Raw genomic sequence first — 20,644 nt, forward strand, 5'->3', positions numbered from 1 at the left:
AATTCACATTGCCTCATCGTTTTGTGACGCTTTTTCATAGTCTGAAATCCCATACTGGAAAAATCCTGACGTTAACGTTGAAATAATCACCTAATTCAGCATTTGTTTAGATTTAATCTGCTACTATGGGTGCTCATGAGGTGAATTAAGGTAAGAGAGGAAACACACAAATAAAAGGAGGCATTATATGCTGGGTAATATGAACGTTTTCATGGCCGTTCTGGGAATTATTTTATTTTCTGGTTTTCTGGCCGCGTATTTCAGCCATAAATGGGATGATTAATGAACGGAGATAGCTCCTCACCGACAAGGCCCCTTGTAGCGTAACTGCACAAGGGGCCATTTTTTTACCCGCCCGGCAGACAGACAAAAAAAACCGCCGGATAAACCAGCGGTGAATGCTTGCATGGATAGATTTGTGTTTTTACCTTATGCGTTATCAGGCAATTCCCTGCACAGATAACGGATCGTTGACCATCCTGACACAGACAATATCAATGAAGGTTAAACAACATAGAACTAAACCAGCAAAACCGGCGTTTCGCGCTTCCATCCCTTTGCACACTTATGTCAGTGAATAACCGGTTATGTAAAGAGCGTGCCGTTCGGCTCATGTTACACACGCGTGATTTGCTGATCTTTGTCCATAAACATGCAGCGATTCCTTCCGGTTTGTTTACCCCGGTACATTGCCCTGTCTGCGCGTCCGATGACGACATCCAGCGGTTCTCCCTGCTGCGCCTGGGTAATGCCCGCAGTTACCGTTATCGAAAGTTCTCCATCAGGGTAGTTAATCGGATTATCCGCCACTAGCTGGCAGATACGTAACCCTGCCCGACAGGCCTGTTCATCCGTTTTTGTACGGATGATAATCACAAACTCCTCCCCACCATAGCGGTAAGGCGTTTCATCGTAGCGCGTCCAGACGGATAAATTCGACGCCAGGGTGCGCAGCACGCTATCACCGACCAGATGACCATAGTTGTCATTGACCAATTTAAAGCGGTCAATATCAAAAAGCAGCAAATATAAATTAAGCGGTTGCGCATCAATAAGCTGACGATCGAAAGATTCATCAAGGACTCTGCGCCCGGGTAATCCGGTTAATATATCCATATTACTGCGAATATTGAGCAGATATATTTTGTAGTCCATCACCGCCGAGGTAAATGCTAATAACGCTTCCTGAAAACGGTCAAAATGGTGATCTTCCGAACGTTTCTCTGCGATCGCCCGCAGTAATTCCCGACCTCGTGTATGCATGTGTTCATGAGCAATAATAATCTTGATAACAAAGCCCTTTTCTTCAGGTTCGTGTACCGGATGATTATTTAGCCATTGGCTGAACTGACACAGACAGTGAGAATTGATATCGAAAATATCGGGTTGATTGACATCGCCAGACACTGTGCAACGAAACATTTTCACCAGCCACTGATAGTGGGCATCAATAGACTGGTTCAGATCTAACAAGATGGTATCGATTTCTATCGTTTTTTTAATCATTGCCACTCCTTGGGCATACATCCTTGATGTACCGTAGTCTAGCGGTACAAAAGCAAATTTATGTCAATTTATTAATAGAAGGCCGAGCCAAGAAATGGAGAATCTATAACGCTATGATTTTAAAGTGGTAATAAAGGAAAAAAGTGAATAATCCTGGAATATTTGCAATGCACTTAACATCTTTAATCGCCCTTCCCCTGCTGCGCCAGGCGAGTCAGGATCGTCTGACCGATATAATTACTCCAGTTGAAACTATTTTGCAAAACCACTACCGCGTTACGATTTCTTTTATCAAACCCAATATAGCTGGAATACCCACCAATATATCCGACCTGATAGGTGATCTTTTGCGCAGAAAACTCATCACTCACCCACGCAATATTCGCTGCTTCTTTCTGTCGATAATAATAAGTCTGTGTGGCTTCAGCAAAAGCCTGATCGATAGCCGAAACGGTTGTGGATGTAAAATGCGCGCGGGCATAATTAGTCAGATCGCGGGCGCTACTGTATAAACTGGCCGCCCCCATCATATTTTTGTTAAAAACCCAGTCTGGCGTCAGATGACCACGGGTAATGAGCTTGGGCTGATCGCCAGCATGGCCCAGCGCTCTTCGCGGGTATGCCTTCAATAAGGTGGGCGTATAACTGCTGTTTGTCATCGCCAGTGGTTCAAATATCATGCGTTGCGCCAGCGCCTGGATCGGCTCTCCCGTTCTGCGCTGCAAAATATACCCCAGGATGGCGTAGCCGATGTTGGAATACTGCGGAACGCGCACGTCCGGCGCAGTAAAATCACTGAGATAACCCAGCACGGCGTCGCTGTCCAGCTGCGTATAAAAGTTCTCGCCGTTACTGAAATAGCGCATTAAGTTTTCCAGCGTCAGCAAATCCATAGGCTGCCGGGGCAAACCGGAAGTGTGAGTCACCAACTGGAGGAGCGTAATATTTTTGGCGTCAGGGCTTAAAGGCGTATTCTGTGGAAGCAACGTTTCCAGCGTATTCGTCCAGTTAAACACCCCTTCATCCACCAGCATCGTCGTCACTTCTGCCGTCACGCCTTTACTCAGCGAGCCTAAAGCGAACAGCGTATCTGGCGTGATGGGATAACGATTTTTATCATCGGTTATCCCGTAACTGTGAAATTCTGCCGGGCCATTATTCTGAATAACAGCAACAACGACGCCAGTCACCTCTTTTTCCCGCATATATTGCCGAATCATCGGATCAATACCGCGCCCGTAGTATCCCACCACAACTTGCGCGCTTTTTTGCGCAGGCATATCCAGCTGTGAAAGCGTGCTGTTGCCACACCCGATGAGCGCAAATAAGGATACGCAGAGCATCTGGTGTTTAATTTTCATTGTTCGCATCAGTTCTGATTCACAGACACAACAGGTTTTTTCTCAACAAAGAGAAAAGCGGAAGAGAATACGAACACATGAAAACAGGGGCCCCGGATAAAAAGAAGCCCGCATTGTACACCAGTATCCCGGCAGCTTACTTAACATTGACAAAAAATCAGAGCGTTACCTGATAAACATTCAGGCAGCGCCCTTGCGCTTAGCGGTCTAAACCCCGGTGTTTTAACATGGGTTCGATACGCGGTTCATGACCCCGCCACGCCGGGTAGAGACGTTCCAGATCCGTACTGTTGCCGCGTGACAAGATGGCATCACGGAAACGCTGTCCGTTCTCACGCGTTAACCCTCCCTGTTCAACAAACCACTGGTAGCCGTCGTCCGCCAGCATTTGCGTCCACAAATAGGCGTAATAGCCTGCCGCATACCCGCCACCGAAAATATGGGCGAAATAGCTGCTCCGGTAGCGCGGCGGCACTGCCGGAAGATCGAGTTCTTCCGCCGCCAGCGCCTGCTGTTCAAAGAGATCGACCGACTGCGATGCCGAAAAGGTTTCAAGACTGTGCCAGCGCATATCCAGCAATGCGGCGCTGAGCAATTCCGTCATGTCATAGCCTTTGTTAAACAGGCTTGCCCGCCGCATTTTTTCCTGCAACGCTTCAGGCATTTTTTCACCCGTCCCGACGTGGCGCGCATAGCGTTCGAACACCTGCGGATGACTCGCCCAGTGCTCATTAATCTGCGAAGGAAATTCGACAAAATCGCGCGGGGTGTTCGTCCCCGACAGCGTCGCATAGCGCTGTGTCGCAAACAGGCCGTGCAGCGTATGACCAAATTCATGGAACAAGGTGATCACATCATCCCAAAGCAGCAATGCGGGCTGCCCTGCCGCTGGCTTCTGGTAATTACAGACGTTGTAGATAACCGGTCTGGTTTCGTTAAGCGTGGATTGTTCAATAAAATTGCCCATCCATGCGCCGCCGCTTTTTGACTCGCGGGCAAAGAAATCACCATAAAACAACGCCAGGCCGACGCCATCATGATCGAAAATTTCCCAGACGCGCACATCAGGATGGTAAACCGGGATATCAAAGCGCTCGATAAATTTAATGCCGAACAGCTGGTTTGCCGTCCAGAACACCCCGTCGTTCAGTACCGTATCTAACGCAAAGTATGGTTTGAGCTGCGCTTCATCCAGCGCGTATTTTCCACGGCGTACCTGCTCAGCATAGTACGCCCAGTCCCACGCCTGGGTCGTGAATCCTCCCTGCTCATCATCGATCACTTTCTGGATCTCAGCCTGCTCATCCAGCGCGCGCTGACGCGCGGCCGGGACAATGGCGCGCATAAAAGCGAGCGCCGCGTCAGGCGTCTTCGCCATCTGATCGGCGGTTTTCCAGGCGGCATAACTGGCAAACCCGAGTAATGTTGCCTGCCGGGTACGGATGTCCACCAGACGCTGAACAATCGCACGCGTGTCGTTGGCGTCGTTCTTTTCCGCACGAGTCCATGCGGCGTTAAACAGATTTTCACGGGTCTGGCGATCGCGTAAAACGGCCAGTGTCGGTTGTTGTGTGGTATTGAGAAGCGGAATAAGCCAGCGATCCGCCAGCCCTTTTTCCCTGGCGGCATCAGCGGCAAGAGCGACCTCCTCCTGACTCAATCCGTCCAGTTGATGGCGATAATCAACCACCATCCCACCGGATTTATTCGCCGCCAATAGCCGCTGATTAAACTGGCTGGTCAGCGTGGCGGATTCGGTATTCAGGCTCCTGAGCTGCGCTTTATCGTCATCGCCAAGCTGCGCGCCGGAAAGTACAAAACGCTGGTGGATAATCTCCACAAGACGCAACGACTCGGCATCCAGCGCCAGCGTCTCCCGCTGTCGCCAGACCGCATCCACACGCGCAAAGAGCGTACTGTTGAGATAAATATCATTTGCCAGCGCCGCCAGTTCAGCGGAAAAGGCTTCATCAAGGCGCTGTAATTCGTCATTGGTATGCGCCGCTGTCATGGCGAAAAACACGCTTGTCACACGGGTGAGCAACGCGCCGCTTTGCTCCAGCGCCAGATACGTGTTCTCAAAATCAGGCGCCTGCGGGTTTTGGACAATCGCATCAATTTCATCGCGCTTTTGCCGCATCCCTTCGTCAAACGCCGGGCGGTAATGGCTATCGTCAATCAGATCAAAACGCGGGGCCTGGTAAGGCAATACGCTCTGGCTAAAGAATGGATTCGTTAACGACATTTTTCACTCCTGCAAACGATTTGTTCATTAGAGTAGGTCTCCCTTGAAATGACCGCAATCCCATTAACGAGGATTACCCCTGAACAGAGATGGCGTGCTATGGTAATACAACACAAAAAGCGTTGAGGAACAGTGAGATGATCGTTTTAGTCACCGGTGCGACCGCAGGTTTCGGCGAATGCATTACACGTCGTTTTATTGAGAATGGACACAAAGTGATTGCCACTGGCCGTCGCCAGGAACGCCTGCAAGAACTGAAAGATGAGCTGGGCGACAATCTGTTTATCGCTCGTTTAGATGTGCGTAACCGTGCATCCATTGAAGATATGCTGGCGTCATTACCCGCAGAGTGGCGCAACATTGATGTACTGGTCAACAACGCCGGGCTGGCGCTGGGGCTTGAGCCCGCGCATAAAGCCAGCGTGGAAGACTGGGAAACCATGATCGACACGAACAACAAAGGTCTTATTTACATGACCCGCGCGGTTCTGCCAGGCATGGTGGAGCGCAATCGCGGCCACATCATCAATATTGGCTCTACCGCAGGTAGCTGGCCATACGCGGGTGGCAACGTATATGGCGCAACCAAAGCGTTTGTGCGCCAGTTCAGTCTGAATCTGCGCACGGATTTACACGGTACGGCGGTACGCGTCACCGATATTGAACCCGGTCTGGTCGGCGGCACGGAGTTTTCTAACGTCCGCTTTAAAGGCGATGACGACAAAGCGGGTAAAACCTACGAGAACACAACCGCGCTCACGCCGGATGATGTCACAGAAGCGGTATGGTGGGTCGCTAATCTGCCTGCGCATGTGAACATTAATACGCTGGAAATGATGCCGGTTACGCAGTCTTTTGCCGGACTGAGCGTTCATCGGGGTTAATTTTTATACCCGGCCTACGGGTCGGGTATAGATAGTGACAAAAAAGTGGTAGAGTACTCTGGTTAACTCTCTAAAAAGTAAGAACGAATGACCGTTGAAACCCAACTCAATCCTACGCAGCCTGTAAATCAGCAAATTTACCGCATTCTCCGACGTGACATCGTGCACTGTCTGATTGCGCCAGGCACACCGCTTTCCGAGAAAGAGGTTTCCGTGCGCTTTAACGTGTCGCGCCAGCCTGTACGGGAAGCGTTTATTAAGCTGGCGGAAAACGGTTTGATTCAAATCCGCCCTCAGCGCGGCAGCTATGTGAATAAGATTTCATTATCGCAGGTGCAGAATGGGTGTTTTGTCCGACAGGCCATCGAATGTGCGGTCGTTCGTCGCGCGGCGTTGATGATCACCGACAGCCAGTGCTATCAGCTGGAGCAGAACCTTCACCAGCAGCGGATCGCCATTGACCGCAAGCAGCTCAACGATTTCTTCCAGCTTGATGATGAATTTCACCAGAAACTGGCATTAATTGCCGATTGTCAGCTGGCGTGGGATACGGTTGAAAATATTAAAGCCACCATCGACCGCGTGCGTTATATGAGTCTGGATCATGTGTCGCCGCCTGAAATGTTGCTGCGCCAGCATCATGATATTTTTGCCGCCCTGGAAAAGCATGACGCCGACGCGGTGGAACGCGCAATGACTGTACATCTACAGGAGATTGGCGAGTCCGTTCAGCTTATCCGCCAGGAAAACAGCGACTGGTTCAGCGAAGAGTAATCCCGCTGACAAACAAGCCGGATGGCGGCGTAACCGCCTTATCCGGCCTACAACCATGCAGAGATTACGCTGATGCGATATTCGCCGCATATTTTGCAACGGCTGCTTTCGCACCGTTGGCAAGCAGCGACAGATACGCTTCTTTCACCTTATTCGTAAACAGCTCAACGTGCGGCAATTCGTTACCGAAAATCGCATCAATGGCCAGCAGCGCCTGAACGCGACTTTCCCCTTCTTCACTGCCCTGAACCGCTTGCTGAATAACCGGCAGCAGCGGATCACTAATTTCAATCGGATTCCCCTGCTCATCAACGCCGCCAACGTAACGCATCCAGCCCGCCACGCCTAAGGCCAGCAGGTCGAAACGGCTGTTATGCGCGATATGCCAGCGAACGGAGTCCAGCATACGCTGCGGCAGTTTCTGGCTACCGTCCATCGCAATCTGCCAGGTACGGTGACGCAACGCCGGGTTGCTGTAGCGCGCGATCAGCAAATCGGCATAACGCTTCAGATCCACCCCCTTCACTTTCAGCGTCGGCGCCTGTTCCTGCAACATCAACGCATGCGCGGCCAGGCGGTAATTTTCATCTTCCATGCAGTCATTAATGTGCTGATAGCCCGCCAGATACCCGAGGTACGCCAGGAATGAGTGACTACCATTAAGCATACGCAGTTTCATCTCTTCGAACGGGATAACATCTGCCACCAGTTCAGCGCCCGCTTTTTCCCATTCAGGGCGACCCGCGACAAAATTATCCTCAATCACCCACTGGCGGAACGGTTCACACGCCACACCTGCAGGGTCGCGTACGCCGGTTAACTGTTCGATCTTATCCAGCGTGTCAGCCGTCACCGCAGGTACAATACGATCAACCATCGTGGACGGGAACGTCACATGTTGCTCAATCCACGCGGCCAGTTCTGCATCTACCGCACGGGCATAGGCAGTAACCACATTGCGCATGACGTGACCATTTTCAGGCATGTTATCGCAGGACATCACGGTAAATGGCGCCAGGCCAGCCGCTTTACGACGCGCCAGCGCTTCCACCACCACGCCAGGCGCGGATTTTGGCTGCTGCGGGTTTTGCAGATCGGCGGCGATCATCGGGTGATCCAGCATCAACTGACCGGTCGCCGGAGAGTGGCAGTACCCTTTTTCTGTAATCGTCAGGGAAACAATCGCCACCTGCGGCTCGCACATGGCGGCCAGGACGGTTTCCAGACCGTCAACCTGCGCGTGCAGCGCGTTTTTTACCACCCCAACAACCCTTGCGGTCCAGGCATCCGCTGACATTTCCGCCACGGTATACAGGTTGTCTTGCTGTTTCAGGTCGGCAATCTGCTGCTCGCCGCCAATCAGGTTGACTTCACAGTATCCCCAGTCGCTGTTGTGTTCCGCCGCGAGGATATCTGCGTAGACACCCTGATGCGCGCGATGGAATGCGCCAAAGCCCAAATGCACAATGCGAGGAACCAGTCTGGCGCGATCGTAATGAGGAAGCGAAGCCTTAGCCGTTAAGAGCTTGTTTTGCATGGTATGACCTATTGTATGAATGAATTCAGGACCGTCTCAGAGTAACGCCTGTAGGGTTGTATGATTTGATTTGAATTAAGCTTTTTGCAATTGGTATGACATCATTTTAAAGTTATGTGACAACATGACCGAAATTCAACATTCCCTGTCCATTCCGGTCATGCCCTGTGCGACGTTACCCTACCTGCGTTGCCGACCCCTGAACGCTACTTGCCGCCTTTAGGTCCGCTGCATCCTCCAGCACGCTCAGATCGCGATCTCTCACTTCCGGCATCAAAATCGCTGAAATTAAGCCGATAAGAGAATAGGCAATGATCATCGCTAATATAGGCAACCAGGAATCGGTCATATTACAGAAAATACCTGCCAGTACAGGACCAAATCCAACGGCGACTAATCCACCGGCTTCTTTTGAAATCGCCATCCGGGTAAAGCGATTACGCGAACCAAACATCTCGGCCATCGTAATGTTTTCCAGCGCGAAGAGACCCAGCACGGCAAAGTTATGAATAACAATAAGCGCGGTCATAATCACGCCAGGGCTATAGGTTTTATCCACGATGATAGACAACATCGGGTACGCAAGAATAATCGCAGATATATTCAATAAAATATAAGGCAGGCGGCGACCATATTTATCAGATAACCACCCCAAAAGTGGAATAGTAATAAAACCGATGACAGAGCTAATCATTAACGCGTCGGTAGGAATCGCCTTATTGAATAATAACGTCTGCACTAAATATCCTGCAAGGAATGTCTGAATTAATCCAGAATTGCCCGCCTGACCGAAACGTAAACCGGTTGCCAGCCAGAAGGATTTACTGCTAAACATGGCACCCAATGTGTTTTCTGATGCGTTATTTAACGCTGGCGCATTTTCGCTTTCATTGACCTTTTCAAATACCGGGCTTTCTTTGAGGTTCATACGCAGCCAGATAGCGAAGATCATGACAACAACGCTCGCCAGGAATGGGATACGCCATCCCCAGGCCAGAAGCTGTTCTCTGTCAAGCGCAAAGAACATCACTGCCCAGATTGCCGTTGCGCTCAGCGTACCGCAGTTTGTTCCCATTGCGACAAGCGAGGAAATAATGCCGCGTTTCCCTTTAGGCGCATACTCAGCCAGCATCGTTCCCGCCCCGGAGATCTCCGCCCCGGCGCCTAACCCCTGAACAATACGTAACGTCACCAGTAAAACAGGCGCAAATATACCAATTTGCGCATAGGTCGGCAGAACCCCAATGAGGGTTGTACAAATCCCCATCATGGTGATAGTAATAAACAAGACTTTTTTACGCCCAATACTGTCGCCCATTTTGCCGAAAATAAACGCGCCGACAATACGTGCGATATATCCTGCGCCGTAGGTTCCCATCGCCAGAATAAGCGCCATTGCGGCGGACTGTTCCGGGAAAAATATTTCATGGAAAACTAATGCAGCGCCCAGAGAATATAACTGGAAATCCATAAATTCAAGGGCGGTTCCCAGCCAACCGGATACGGCGGCTCTGATTAAATCTTTTGTTGACCGTTCATGTTTTTGTTGAGTCATATTGGCAATCTCTAAGAGGTAAGATGCGTACCACTCTCTCGCATTTATTAATATTATTCAGAGAATGTGAGTAAAACCTTGCAGCAGTGCCGTTGGTCTTTCTCAAACAATTCAATCGCGTCAGTGACATGGTGATAATTAAACGTATGCGTGACGAGCTTATCGGGATCGATCAGACCTTTTTCCAGCCAGCCAATAACGACCGGGAATTTATTCGCATTCAAACGGGAGGAATAAATTGACAGCTCCTTGCCGGTAATCCCCTGCTGCACAATCTGGCAAGGATCGCTGGAGAACCCCATCAGTACAATGCGCGCGGCGGGCGACGCCAGCGAGATGGCTTCTTGTAAAATAGACGGATGACACGCCGCATCGACGATCAGCGTCGGTTTTAACCCTTTTTCATCCAGGTAATCTTGCAGAGATTGCTGTCCATTATTGATAACCCAGTCGGCGCCGCTTTCTTTCGCCATCTCCAGTCGTTCATCAATACGATCGGCAACAATCACCTCTTTAACGTTATAAACGCCCTTCAGCGCCTGAACCGTCGTCAGTCCCATCGGCCCTGCGCCATAAATCAGCGCAATATCGTTCTCTGTCGGATTAACCTGCCCGGTGACGTTCGCCGCAATGGTGAAAGGTTCAACCATCACCGCGTGCTTATCAGCAATGGCATCCGGGATCGTAAACGCGTTTTTCGCCGGAACGACCGCATATTCACTAAATCCGCCGTCGCGGTGTACGCCCAGAACAACCAGCGAGGTACATACATTGGGCTTGCCTATTGAACAGGGATAGCAATGCCCGCAACTGATGACGGGATCGACCGATACGCGTTCCCCCACTCTGGCGCGGCTAACACCTTCGCCCACGGCGTCAATCACACCAAAAAATTCATGCCCGATAACACGCGGATACTTTGCAAAAGGATTATGCCCACGATAGATATGGCTATCAGAACCGCAGATCCCCGCCAGTTTCACTTTAACCCGAACGTCCCCGGCCGCAGGCTCAGGGATAGGACGCTCCGCTAAAACCAGCGTGTCAGGTTTTTCAATCACTATACTTTTCATGTCATATCACTCCTTACCAGTTCCACAACGTGCCATCTTCCAGACGGGCGACCGGCAAATACGCAGGGTCATACGGATATTTCGCCGCCAGTTTTTCATCAAACTCAATACCAAGACCCGGCTTGTCGCCTGGGTGCATATAGCCGTTATCGAACGTCCAGCTATGCGGGAAGACATCAAGCATTTGTTCGGAGTACCCCATGTATTCCTGGACGCCAAAGTTAGGCACCCACAGATCAAAGTGAAGCGCTGCGGCCATGCAAACCGGCGACAAATCAGAAGGCCCATGAGACCCCGTGCGCACCTGGTAAAGCGAGGCAAAATCCGCAATGCGGCGCATCCCCGTAATGCCGCCAGCATGGGTAATGGTGGTGCGGATATAATCAATCAGTTGCTCTTCAATGAGCTGCTTGCAGTCCCAGATGCTGTTGAACACTTCCCCGACGGCAATCGGCGTCACCGTATGCTGACGAATCAGACGGAAGCATTCCTGGTTTTCCGCAGGCGTCGGGTCTTCCATCCAGAACAGACGATAATCCTCAACGCGCTTACCAAAACGGGCGGCTTCAATCGGCGTCAGGCGGTGGTGCATGTCGTGAAGCAAATGCTCTTCAAAACCAAATTCAGCACGTACGGCGTCAAACAGTTTCGGCGTGAAATCGAGGTATTTCTCGGTTGACCAGAGTTGCTCTTCCGGCCACTGGCCTTTCGTAGCGGGTTCGTAGGCCAGACCTTTGCCTTTAGACATGCCGTAGGTGGTTTTCATACCCGGCACGCCGCACTGCACGCGAATCGCTTTAAACCCCATCTCTTTGTGACGCGCATAATCTTCCAGCACATCATCAATGGTGTGACCCGTCGTGTGGCAATAGACCATCACGCCTTCGCGGGATGCGCCGCCCAGCAACTGATACAGCGGCATGTTGGCGGCTTTCGCTTTGATATCCCACAGCGCCATGTCAACGGCTGAAATGGCAGACATCGTGACCGGCCCGCGACGCCAGTAGGCGCCTTTATAAAAGAACTGCCAGATATCTTCGATACGGTGCGCATCGCGGCCAATAAGCTGCGGGCAAAGGTGATCTTTCAGATAGGATGCCACCGACAGCTCACGGCCATTCAGGGTAGCGTCGCCCAGGCCGGTGATACCGTCCTCGGTGGTGATTTTCAGCGTGACAAAGTTACGTCCCGGACATGTGACAAAAACTTCAGCCCCTACAATCTTCATTGTTGTTCCTTACATCTCTTCTGTGCGATGCAGGAAATTTACACACCTGAACTACTACCATACAAGTATAATGATCAAAAAATCGCTCATCGATCACAAAATAAGGCGCTTAAGCGCGCCCCCACCCGGCAACGATAATCAGCATTCCACAGAGTGCGATCAGTGCGCCTGACCAGTCATAAAGACTGAGTCTGACGCCGTCAACAAAGCGTAACCATAACAGCGCAGTACAGACATAGACCCCGCCATAAGCCGCATAGACGCGGCCGCTGGCGGCCGGATGCAACGTCAGCAGCCAGACGAATAACGCCAGTGAGACTCCCGCCGGAACCAGCAGCCAGGCCGTCGCGCCCCGCTTCAACCATAGCCAGGGCAGAAAACAGCCCACGATTTCGCACAGTGCGGTCATGAAAAAAAGAAGTGTTGTTTTTAGCATCATCATCATTGCGTTACGTCAGGTTTAAGCATGATACGCCAGAATAGCGCCTTCGTATCCATACCCGCAGGATGGGTATGCCCTGCGCCAGGAATGGTGTAGAATTTAAACAAGTTTTATCCCTCTATCATGAAAGGAATTAACCATGAACAATACACTTAGCAAACGCCTGTGCCTGACGGCAATGCTTGCGCTGGGTGCTGTCGTGTATACCACCTCCGCATTCGCGAATACCAGCAAACTGATCATTGAATCTGGAGACAGCGCGCAAAGCCGCCAACACGCAGCCATGGAAAAGGAACAATGGAATGATACCCGCAGCCTGCGCCAGAAAGTGAACACGCGCACGGAGAAAGAGTGGGACAAAGCCGACGCCGCGTTTGATAACCGCGACAAGTGCGAGCAGAGCGCCAACCTTAACGCGTACTGGGAACCGAATACGCTGCGTTGCCTGGATCGTCGTACTGGCCGTACCGTTGCGCCATAACAGTGCGTTGAGCGACAGACGGTAAGGACACAAAATGACCCACGCCAACAGTGTTAAGTTGCGCCCGCTGGAGCGCGAAGATTTACGATTCGTCCACCAGCTTGATAACAACGCCAGCGTAATGCGTTACTGGTTTGAAGAGCCGTACGAAGCGTTTGTCGAGCTGTCTGACCTGTATGATAAGCACATTCATGACCAGAGCGAACGGCGCTTTGTCGTGGAGTGCAACGGCGAAAAAGCCGGTCTGGTCGAACTGGTAGAAATTAATCACGTTCACCGCCGGGCTGAGTTTCAAATCATCATCTCGCCGGAATACCAGGGAAAAGGGCTGGCTTCGCGCGCAGCGAAGCTGGCGATGGACTACGGATTCACCGTACTCAACCTTTATAAGCTGTATCTGATCGTTGATAAAGAAAACGAAAAAGCCATTCACATTTACCGTAAGTTAGGTTTTATGGTTGAAGGTGAACTGATTCATGAGTTCTTTATCAATGGCCAATACCGCAACACCATTCGTATGTGCATTTTCCAGCAGCAATATCTGGACGATCACAAAACGCCAGGCTCAAGCCTGCTGAAGCCTACCGCACAGTAAGCCGCTACCCGGCTGTGTCAGACGCAGCCGGGTAATAATCAATCGTATTTTTAATGGTATAGCTCCGCGCAACGGCGGGTTCGACGCTTTCATCAACGATCACAAGCTGGCAGTTGATCGGATTGGCGTAATTATCATATTCACACGTCTGCTTCACATTGCCTAACGGGCGATCGTTCAGCAGGCTGACCGCCGTATAGTCGAGCTTTTTAAGCGGGTCCGCCGACGGTTTTGCATCAATGGATAACGTTTTGTCTTTACTGATGGTGGTCTTACCCAACGGATACCCTTCCGCATCATAGCGGTACTGTACCTTCGTCTCTCTTCCCGTTGCGGAAACAACAAAACCGTTATCGTCCGTATCCCAGACCACGCCTGCCGAGGGCAACTCCGCCAACTGGCATTTCCCCTGCAAGCGCACTCTTTTCTCCATCGTCTCGGCATCGCGGTAGTAGTTTGCATCCAGTACCAACGCCAACCCGGTATTGCTTTCCAGATCGTGCAGTTCCAGCGTATCAAAGCAGCCTTCCTGCGAAAGCGTTCCGCTGATGCGCTTCGTCACTTCCCCTTTGTCGTTCATCAACGTCTGGCTGAAATCTTTAACCGGGCCGCGCAACGGATCAAAATCGAACTCATTGGAAAAGCTGGCCATTTCCGGGGTAAAGGAGACCAGAACAGTGGCGTTATCACATCCAACAAGCAGCACACACAGAAAGCTCACCAGGGTCTGTTTCTTCACGTTATTCACCAGGATAAGGAGATGATTCTCAATCATATTAGCAAATACAGTTGTTTACACTAGAAATGCTAAGCTTTCATTATCGTGTTCATAAAAGGAGTGAATGATGAAAATCTCAGCAGGAATTGCAGCGTGTCTGCTCATCGTCGCCTCCCCGCAGGTACTGGCGGCGCCGGAGTCATGTGAAAGAGTCAAAAGCGACATCGAACAGCGCATCATTAACAATGGTGTGGCGGAGTCCAGTTTTACGTTAACTATTGTTCCTAATGACCAGGCGGATCAGCCCGATTCCCAGGTCGTAGGCCACTGTGCAAACGATACCCATAAAATTTTGTATACCCGCACCAGCAGCGGAAACGCCCCCGCCAGTGCCAGTCCTTCTCAGGACGGGCATGCTGTCGAACCTCAGTAACAGATAAGAGCCTGATATACCAGGCTCTTACTCCCTCTTAGAAAGATTCCCTCAATTTTGACATGGATTAATAACCCCTACCTATAAGGGGTTAAAATCACTCTTTCATTAGTATCCTATTAATTTCGTTATAAACATAATTATATAACGATAACTATAATGGAGTGAATTATGTCCGATGTTGAACAACAGGGAGGCATCAGCCGCAGGACGTTAGTGAAATCCACCGCGATAGGATCGCTGGCGCTCGCTGCCGGAGGACTCTCCTTGCCTTTCGGGATGCGTACCGCGGCGGCTGCCGTGCAGCAGGCAATCCAGCCCGCTAAAGACAAAGTGGTCTGGGGAGCATGTTCGGTCAACTGCGGTAGCCGCTGCGCCCTGCGTCTCCACGTCAAAGATGATGAAGTCTGGTGGGTGGAAACCGACAACACCGGCGAAGATGTCTATGGCAATCACCAGGTGCGCGCTTGCCTGCGCGGACGTTCAATCCGTCGGCGAATTAACCATCCTGATCGCCTCAACTACCCGATGAAACGCACAGGCAAACGCGGCGAAGGAAAATTTGAGCGCATCAGTTGGGAAGAAGCGCTGGATACCATCAGCAACAGCCTGAAAAACACGGTCGATAAATACGGTAACGAGGCGGTGTACATTAACTACACCTCCGGTATCGTCGGCGGCAACATCACCCGCTCCTCGCCTTATGCCTCTCTGGTGGCCCGCCTGATGAACTGTTACGGCGGTTTTCTTAGTCACTATGGCACCTACAGCACCGCGCAAATCGCGGCGGCCATGCCCTACACCTATGGTTCGAACGAGGGTAACAGCACCTCCGATATCGAGAACACCAAACTGGTGGTGATGTTCGGTAATAACCCGGCAGAAACCCGTATGAGCGGCGGCGGAATTACCTGGTTCCTGGAACAGGCCAGGGAACGCTCAAATGCGCGCATGATCGTTATCGATCCACGCTATACCGATACCGCGGCAGGACGTGAAGACGAATGGATACCTATTCGTCCCGGCACAGATGCCGCGCTGGTCGCCGGACTGGCCTGGGTGCTCATCACCGAAGATCTTGTCGACCAGCCTTTCCTCGACAACTACTGCGTGGGTTACGACGAAAAAACGCTACCGGCCGATGCGCCAGCGAATGGTCACTATAAAGCCTATATTCTGGGCCAGGGCGAAGACGGCACGGCCAAAACGCCTGCGTGGGCGTCGCGCATTACCGGTATTCCGGCGGATCGCATCATTAAGCTCGCCAGAGAGATTGGCGCGGCTAAACCGGCCTGTATTTGTCAGGGATGGGGCCCGCAGCGTCAGGCGAACGGTGAACTCACCGCTCGCGCGATTGCGATGCTGCCGATTCTGACGGGCAATGTCGGTATTCACGGCGGGAACAGCGGCGCGCGTGAATCCACCTACACCATCACCATTGAACGCATGCCGTTACCGGAAAACCCGGTAAAAACGCAGATCTCCGTGTTTACCTGGACGGACGCCATTGCCCGCGGCCCGGAAATGACCGCCCTGCGCGACGGCGTGCGCGGTAAAGAAAAGCTGGATGTGCCGATCAAGTTCATCTGGAATTACGCGGGCAATACCATCACCAACCAGCATTCGGATATCAATAAAACACACGCGATCCTGCAAGACGAATCGAAGTGCGAAATGATCGTGGTCATCGACAACTTTATGACCTCTTCCGCGAAATACGCCGATATTCTGTTGCCGGACCTGATGACGGTAGAACAGGAAGATATCATTCCTAACGACTATGCGGGCAATATGGGTTATTTAATCTTCATCCAGCCCGCGACCGCCCCTAAATTCGAGCGTAAGCCCATTTACTGGATAATGAGCGAAGTCGCGAAGCGGCTGGGCCCGGACGTGCACCAGAGGTTTACCGAGGGGCGAACCCAGGAACAGTGGCTGCAATATCTGTACGCCAAAATGCTGGCTAAAGACCCGGAGTTACCGGGCTATGACGAGCTGAAAAAAATGGGGATCTACAAGCGTAAAGATCCCAACGGCCATTTCGTGGCCTATAAAAAATTCCGTGAAGACCCACAGGCAAACCCGCTGAAAACGCCGTCCGGCAAGATAGAAATTTACTCCAGCCGCCTGGCTAAAATCGCCCAAACCTGGGAGCTGGAAAAAGACGACGTCATCAGCCCGCTTCCCATTTATGCTTCAACGTTCGAAGGATGGGACGATCCTAAGCGCAGCGTATTCCCACTGCAACTCTTTGGTTTTCATTATAAATCACGCACGCACTCCTCTTACGGCAACATTGATGTTCTCAAATCCGCCTGCCGTCAGGAAGTCTGGATTAACCCCGTGGATGCGCAAAAACGCGGTATCGCCAACGGGGATATGGTGCGGGTATTTAACGATCGCGGCGAAGTCCGCATTCCGGCGAAAGTCACGCCACGCATTCTCCCCGGCGTGAGCGCGATGGGCCAGGGCGCCTGGCATGATGCCGATATGTCAGGCGATCGCATCGATCATGGCGCCTGCGTGAATACGTTAACGACGCAGCGCCCCTCTCCGCTGGCGAAAGGAAATCCGCAGCACACCAATCTGGTCGAAATCGAGAAAGTGTAACCCCCATCCCCTGAAACGATTACAGGCGTTTCGGGGGATGTGTTCGCACGTCCATCGGTCATGCGAACAAACCAACGTCCTGTAAAAACAAATTTTATAAATCGCGTTTCTTTTTTTTAATCAATAAGCAAAGTGAGTAACTATGAAAATCACCACGCCTGAGGCGCTCATGACGGCCACGATCAGCCGTCGTAGTCTGGTGAAAACATCCGCCATTAGTGGTCTCGCGCTCGCCAGTAGCGCCTTCACGCTTCCTTTCTCCCGAATCGCCCGCGCCGCTGACGGCCTTTCGCCTGCGCCAGTGGAAGAAAAAGCGGTCTGGAGTTCCTGTACCGTCAACTGCGGGAGTCGCTGTCTGCTACGGCTGCATGTGAAAGATGATGCGGTGTACTGGGTCGAGTCCGACACAACCGGCGATGACGTCTACGGCAATCATCAGGTGCGGGCCTGCCTGCGCGGACGCTCGATCCGTCGCCGTATGAATCACCCGGATCGCCTTAAATACCCGATGAAACGCGTCGGTAAACGCGGCGAAGGCAAATTTGAACGTATCAGCTGGGATGAAGCGCTGGATACCATTGGCGACAACCTGAAGCGTATTCTGAAAGATTACGGCAACGAAGCCGTACATGTGCTGTATGGCACCGGCGTGGATGGCGGGAACATCACGAACTCCAACGTGCCTTATCGTCTGATGAACTCATGCGGTGGTTATCTCAGCCGTTACGGCAGCTACAGTACCGCACAAATCAGCGCCGCAATGAGTTATATGTTCGGCACGAATGACGGCAACAGCCCGGATGACATCGCCAACAGTAAACTGGTGGTAATGTTCGGCAACAACCCGGCAGAAACGCGCATGAGCGGCGGCGGCGTGACCTACTATGTGGAACAGGCTCGCGAACGCTCCAACGCCAGAATGATCGTCATCGATCCGCGTTATAACGATACGGCGGCGGGGCGCGAAGATGAATGGCTCCCTATTCGTCCCGGTACTGATGCCGCGCTGGCGGCGGGAATCGCCTGGGTACTCATCACCGAAAATCTGATCGACAAGCCTTTCCTCGATAAATACTGCGTCGGTTACGACGAAACGACCTTACCCGCCAGCGCGCCGCGTAATGCGCACTATAAAGCCTATATTCTGGGCGATGGCCCGGACGGTATTGCCAAAACACCGGAATGGGCCGCACATATCACCAGTATCCCGGCGGAAAAAATCATCCAGCTGGCACGGGAAATCGGCTCGGCAAAACCGGCGTATATCTGTCAGGGCTGGGGGCCGCAGCGTCACTCCAATGGCGAACAGACTGCGCGCGCGATCGCCATGCTCTCTATCCTGACCGGCAACGTCGGGATCAACGGCGGCAACTCCGGCGTGCGTGAAGGCACCTGGGACCTCGGCGTAGAGTGGTTTTCTATGCTGGATAACCCGGTAAAAACGCAGATCTCCGTTTTTACCTGGACAGACGCCATCGATCATGGCGCGGAAATGACCGCCACACGCGACGGCGTGCGCGGTAAAGATAAGCTTGATGTCCCGATCAAATTTATGTGGTGCTACGCCAGCAATACGCTGATTAACCAGCATGGCAACATCGCCCACACCCATGACGTATTACAGGACGACAGCAAGTGCGAAATGATCGTCGGGATTGAGCACTTCATGACGGCGTCCGCAAAATACTGCGACATTCTGCTGCCGGACCTGATGCCAACGGAACAGGAAGATCTTATTTCGCACGAATCCGCAGGCAACATGGGTTATGTCATCCTGGGGCAACCGGCCACCTCACCAAAATTTGAAAGAAAGCCGATCTACTGGACGCTGAGCGAAATCGCCAGACGCCTCGGCCCGGATGTCTACCAGACATTTACGGAAGGCCGTACCCAGCACGAGTGGGTGAAATACCTGCATGCCAAAACCAAAGCGCGTAACCCGGAAATGCCGGACTACGAAGAGATGAAAACCACCGGCATCTTCAAGAAAAAATGCCCGGAGGAACACTATGTCGCCTTCCGCGCATTCCGCGAAGATCCTGCCTCCAGTCCGCTGAAAACGCCATCAGGGAAGATTGAAATCTACTCCGAGCGGCTGGCGACCATCGCCGACACCTGGGAGCTGGAAAACGATGAGATCGTTCATCCGCTGCCCGCCTATGCGCCAGGGTTTGATGGCTGGGACGATCCCATCCGAATAACCTATCCGCTGCAATTGACCGGCTTTCACTATAAAGCCCGCACCCACTCCAGCTACGGCAATATTGATGTGTTGCAGCAAGCGTGCCCGCAAGAGATCTGGATTAACCCCATTGACGCGAAAGCGCGCAACATCAAACAGGGCGACACGGTGCGCGTATTTAACAATAACGGGCAGATGCTGATCCCGGCAAAAGTCACGCCGCGCATTTTGCCGGGCGTTACCGCCATCGGGCAAGGCGCCTGGCTCAAGGCGGATATGTTTGGCGACCAGGTCGATCACGGCGGTTCCATCAACATTCTGACATCACATCGTCCTTCTCCGCTGGCGAAGGGGAACCCGTCTCACAGCAATCTCGTTCAGGTTGAGAAGGTATAAGGAGTAACCGATGACAACCCAATATGGATTTTTTATTGACTCCAGTCGTTGCACCGGTTGCAAAACCTGCGAACTGGCCTGCAAAGACTACAAAGATTTAACCCCGGACGTCAGCTTCCGTCGCATCTATGAATATGCGGGCGGCGACTGGCAGGAGGACAATGGCGTCTGGCACCAGAATGTCTTTGCCTACTATCTTTCCATCTCCTGCAACCACTGCGAAGACCCGGCCTGCACGAAAGTGTGCCCGAGTGGCGCGATGCACAAACGCGAGGACGGTTTTGTGGTGGTGGATGAGGATGTCTGCATCGGCTGTCGCTACTGCCATATGGCCTGCCCGTACGGTGCGCCGCAGTACAACGCCGCCAAAGGCCACATGACCAAATGCGACGGCTGTCATGACCGCGTTGCCGACGGCAAAAAACCGATCTGCGTCGAGTCCTGCCCGCTGCGCGCGCTGGACTTTGGCCCGATAGAAGAGCTGCGGAAGAAACATGGCACGCTGGCGGCCGTTGCGCCGCTGCCGGGTGCGCACTTCACCAGACCGAACATTGTGATTAAACCCAACGCCAACAGCCGCCCGACCGGGGATACCACGGGTTATCTGGCAAATCCGAAGGAGGT

18 protein-coding genes are annotated in these 20,644 nt (G+C 52.2%); 9 read left to right on the forward strand and 9 right to left on the reverse strand.

Annotated elements, in window-relative coordinates; all coding sequences use genetic code 11:
* Nucleotides 1-187: 187 nt before the first annotated feature.
* A complete protein-coding gene (gene mgtS, locus OGV83_RS15595) occupies nt 188-283 on the forward strand; it encodes a protein MgtS (protein WP_000901367.1) in 96 nt (31 codons plus the stop codon).
* Between the two features lie 332 nt (nt 284-615).
* Here mgtS and OGV83_RS15600 read toward each other — a convergent pair whose 3' ends face one another.
* The 3 genes from OGV83_RS15600 to dcp all read right to left on the reverse strand — a co-directional run bounded on the left by OGV83_RS15600 (nt 616) and on the right by dcp (nt 5,112).
* On the reverse strand, nt 616-1,506 hold the full coding sequence (locus OGV83_RS15600; RefSeq protein WP_024130343.1) for a diguanylate cyclase: 891 nt from the start codon (nt 1,504-1,506) through the stop codon (nt 616-618).
* A gap of 182 nt (nt 1,507-1,688) precedes the next feature.
* Nucleotides 1,689-2,867: a serine hydrolase domain-containing protein gene (locus OGV83_RS15605; RefSeq protein ID WP_286463980.1), complete on the reverse strand. Its 1,179-nt coding sequence runs from the start codon at nt 2,865-2,867 to the stop codon at nt 1,689-1,691.
* A 199-nt stretch (nt 2,868-3,066) separates the two neighbouring features.
* Entirely contained in the window at nt 3,067-5,112 is a 2,046-nt protein-coding gene (dcp, locus tag OGV83_RS15610; RefSeq protein ID WP_286463982.1) for a peptidyl-dipeptidase Dcp, read from the reverse strand.
* Between the two features lie 137 nt (nt 5,113-5,249).
* On the opposite strand from dcp, the gene ydfG reads away from it, so the two are divergent.
* Together ydfG and OGV83_RS15620 are read left to right on the forward strand one after the other, a co-directional pair.
* Nucleotides 5,250-5,996, forward strand: a complete 747-nt coding sequence (ydfG, locus tag OGV83_RS15615; RefSeq protein ID WP_024130344.1) for a bifunctional NADP-dependent 3-hydroxy acid dehydrogenase/3-hydroxypropionate dehydrogenase YdfG — start codon at nt 5,250-5,252, stop codon at nt 5,994-5,996.
* Between the two features lie 87 nt (nt 5,997-6,083).
* Nucleotides 6,084-6,770 carry a GntR family transcriptional regulator gene (locus tag OGV83_RS15620; protein WP_012132443.1) on the forward strand — a complete coding sequence of 229 codons (687 nt, stop codon included), beginning with the start codon at nt 6,084-6,086 and terminating at the stop codon, nt 6,768-6,770.
* Between the two features lie 64 nt (nt 6,771-6,834).
* Here the strand turns inward: OGV83_RS15620 and OGV83_RS15625 are convergent, their stop codons facing one another.
* The 5 genes from OGV83_RS15625 to OGV83_RS15645 all read right to left on the reverse strand — a co-directional run bounded on the left by OGV83_RS15625 (nt 6,835) and on the right by OGV83_RS15645 (nt 12,599).
* On the reverse strand, nt 6,835-8,307 hold the full coding sequence (locus tag OGV83_RS15625; protein WP_286463984.1) for a mannitol dehydrogenase family protein: 1,473 nt from the start codon (nt 8,305-8,307) through the stop codon (nt 6,835-6,837).
* A 175-nt stretch (nt 8,308-8,482) separates the two neighbouring features.
* Complete coding sequence (locus tag OGV83_RS15630; RefSeq protein WP_012132446.1) at nt 8,483-9,862, reverse strand: MFS transporter; 1,380 nt, start codon at nt 9,860-9,862, stop codon at nt 8,483-8,485.
* 53 nt (nt 9,863-9,915) lie between these two features.
* Nucleotides 9,916-10,935, reverse strand: coding sequence for a Zn-dependent oxidoreductase (locus tag OGV83_RS15635; RefSeq protein WP_286463988.1), 1,020 nt, complete (start codon nt 10,933-10,935; stop codon nt 9,916-9,918).
* A 13-nt stretch (nt 10,936-10,948) separates the two neighbouring features.
* Nucleotides 10,949-12,163, reverse strand: a complete 1,215-nt coding sequence (rspA, locus tag OGV83_RS15640) for a starvation-sensing protein RspA (protein ID WP_012132448.1) — start codon at nt 12,161-12,163, stop codon at nt 10,949-10,951.
* Nucleotides 12,164-12,272: 109 nt separating this feature from the next.
* Nucleotides 12,273-12,599: a YnfA family protein gene (locus OGV83_RS15645; protein WP_024130346.1), complete on the reverse strand. Its 327-nt coding sequence runs from the start codon at nt 12,597-12,599 to the stop codon at nt 12,273-12,275.
* A 145-nt stretch (nt 12,600-12,744) separates the two neighbouring features.
* Between OGV83_RS15645 and OGV83_RS15650 the strand changes: the two genes are divergently transcribed.
* Both OGV83_RS15650 and speG read left to right on the forward strand, forming a co-directional pair.
* The gene (locus OGV83_RS15650) at nt 12,745-13,086 is read left to right on the forward strand and encodes a DUF1283 family protein (protein WP_012132450.1); all 342 of its coding nucleotides are present in this window, start codon (nt 12,745-12,747) and stop codon (nt 13,084-13,086) included.
* 34 nt (nt 13,087-13,120) lie between these two features.
* Nucleotides 13,121-13,681: a spermidine N1-acetyltransferase gene (gene speG / locus OGV83_RS15655; RefSeq protein ID WP_012132451.1), complete on the forward strand. Its 561-nt coding sequence runs from the start codon at nt 13,121-13,123 to the stop codon at nt 13,679-13,681.
* A gap of 4 nt (nt 13,682-13,685) precedes the next feature.
* Here the strand turns inward: speG and OGV83_RS15660 are convergent, their stop codons facing one another.
* The gene (locus OGV83_RS15660) at nt 13,686-14,420 is read right to left on the reverse strand and encodes a YnfC family lipoprotein (protein WP_286463990.1); all 735 of its coding nucleotides are present in this window, start codon (nt 14,418-14,420) and stop codon (nt 13,686-13,688) included.
* Nucleotides 14,421-14,523: 103 nt separating this feature from the next.
* On the opposite strand from OGV83_RS15660, the gene OGV83_RS15665 reads away from it, so the two are divergent.
* From OGV83_RS15665 to OGV83_RS15680, 4 genes are all read left to right on the forward strand, one after another.
* Nucleotides 14,524-14,832, forward strand: coding sequence for a DUF1161 domain-containing protein (locus OGV83_RS15665; RefSeq protein ID WP_104868686.1), 309 nt, complete (start codon nt 14,524-14,526; stop codon nt 14,830-14,832).
* 171 nt (nt 14,833-15,003) lie between these two features.
* Nucleotides 15,004-17,442, forward strand: coding sequence for a selenate/tellurate reductase subunit YnfE (gene ynfE / locus OGV83_RS15670; RefSeq protein ID WP_353654426.1), 2,439 nt, complete (start codon nt 15,004-15,006; stop codon nt 17,440-17,442).
* A gap of 142 nt (nt 17,443-17,584) precedes the next feature.
* Nucleotides 17,585-20,020 carry a selenate/tellurate reductase subunit YnfF gene (gene ynfF / locus OGV83_RS15675; protein WP_047457179.1) on the forward strand — a complete coding sequence of 812 codons (2,436 nt, stop codon included), beginning with the start codon at nt 17,585-17,587 and terminating at the stop codon, nt 20,018-20,020.
* Between the two features lie 10 nt (nt 20,021-20,030).
* Nucleotides 20,031-20,644, forward strand: a 614-nt coding sequence (locus OGV83_RS15680; RefSeq protein WP_012132456.1) for a dimethylsulfoxide reductase iron-sulfur subunit DmsB, incomplete at its 3' end; no start/stop codon positions are given.

The sequence above is a fragment of the Citrobacter sp. CK189 genome (assembly GCF_030333505.1).
Classification (GTDB): domain Bacteria; phylum Pseudomonadota; class Gammaproteobacteria; order Enterobacterales; family Enterobacteriaceae; genus Citrobacter_B; species Citrobacter_B koseri.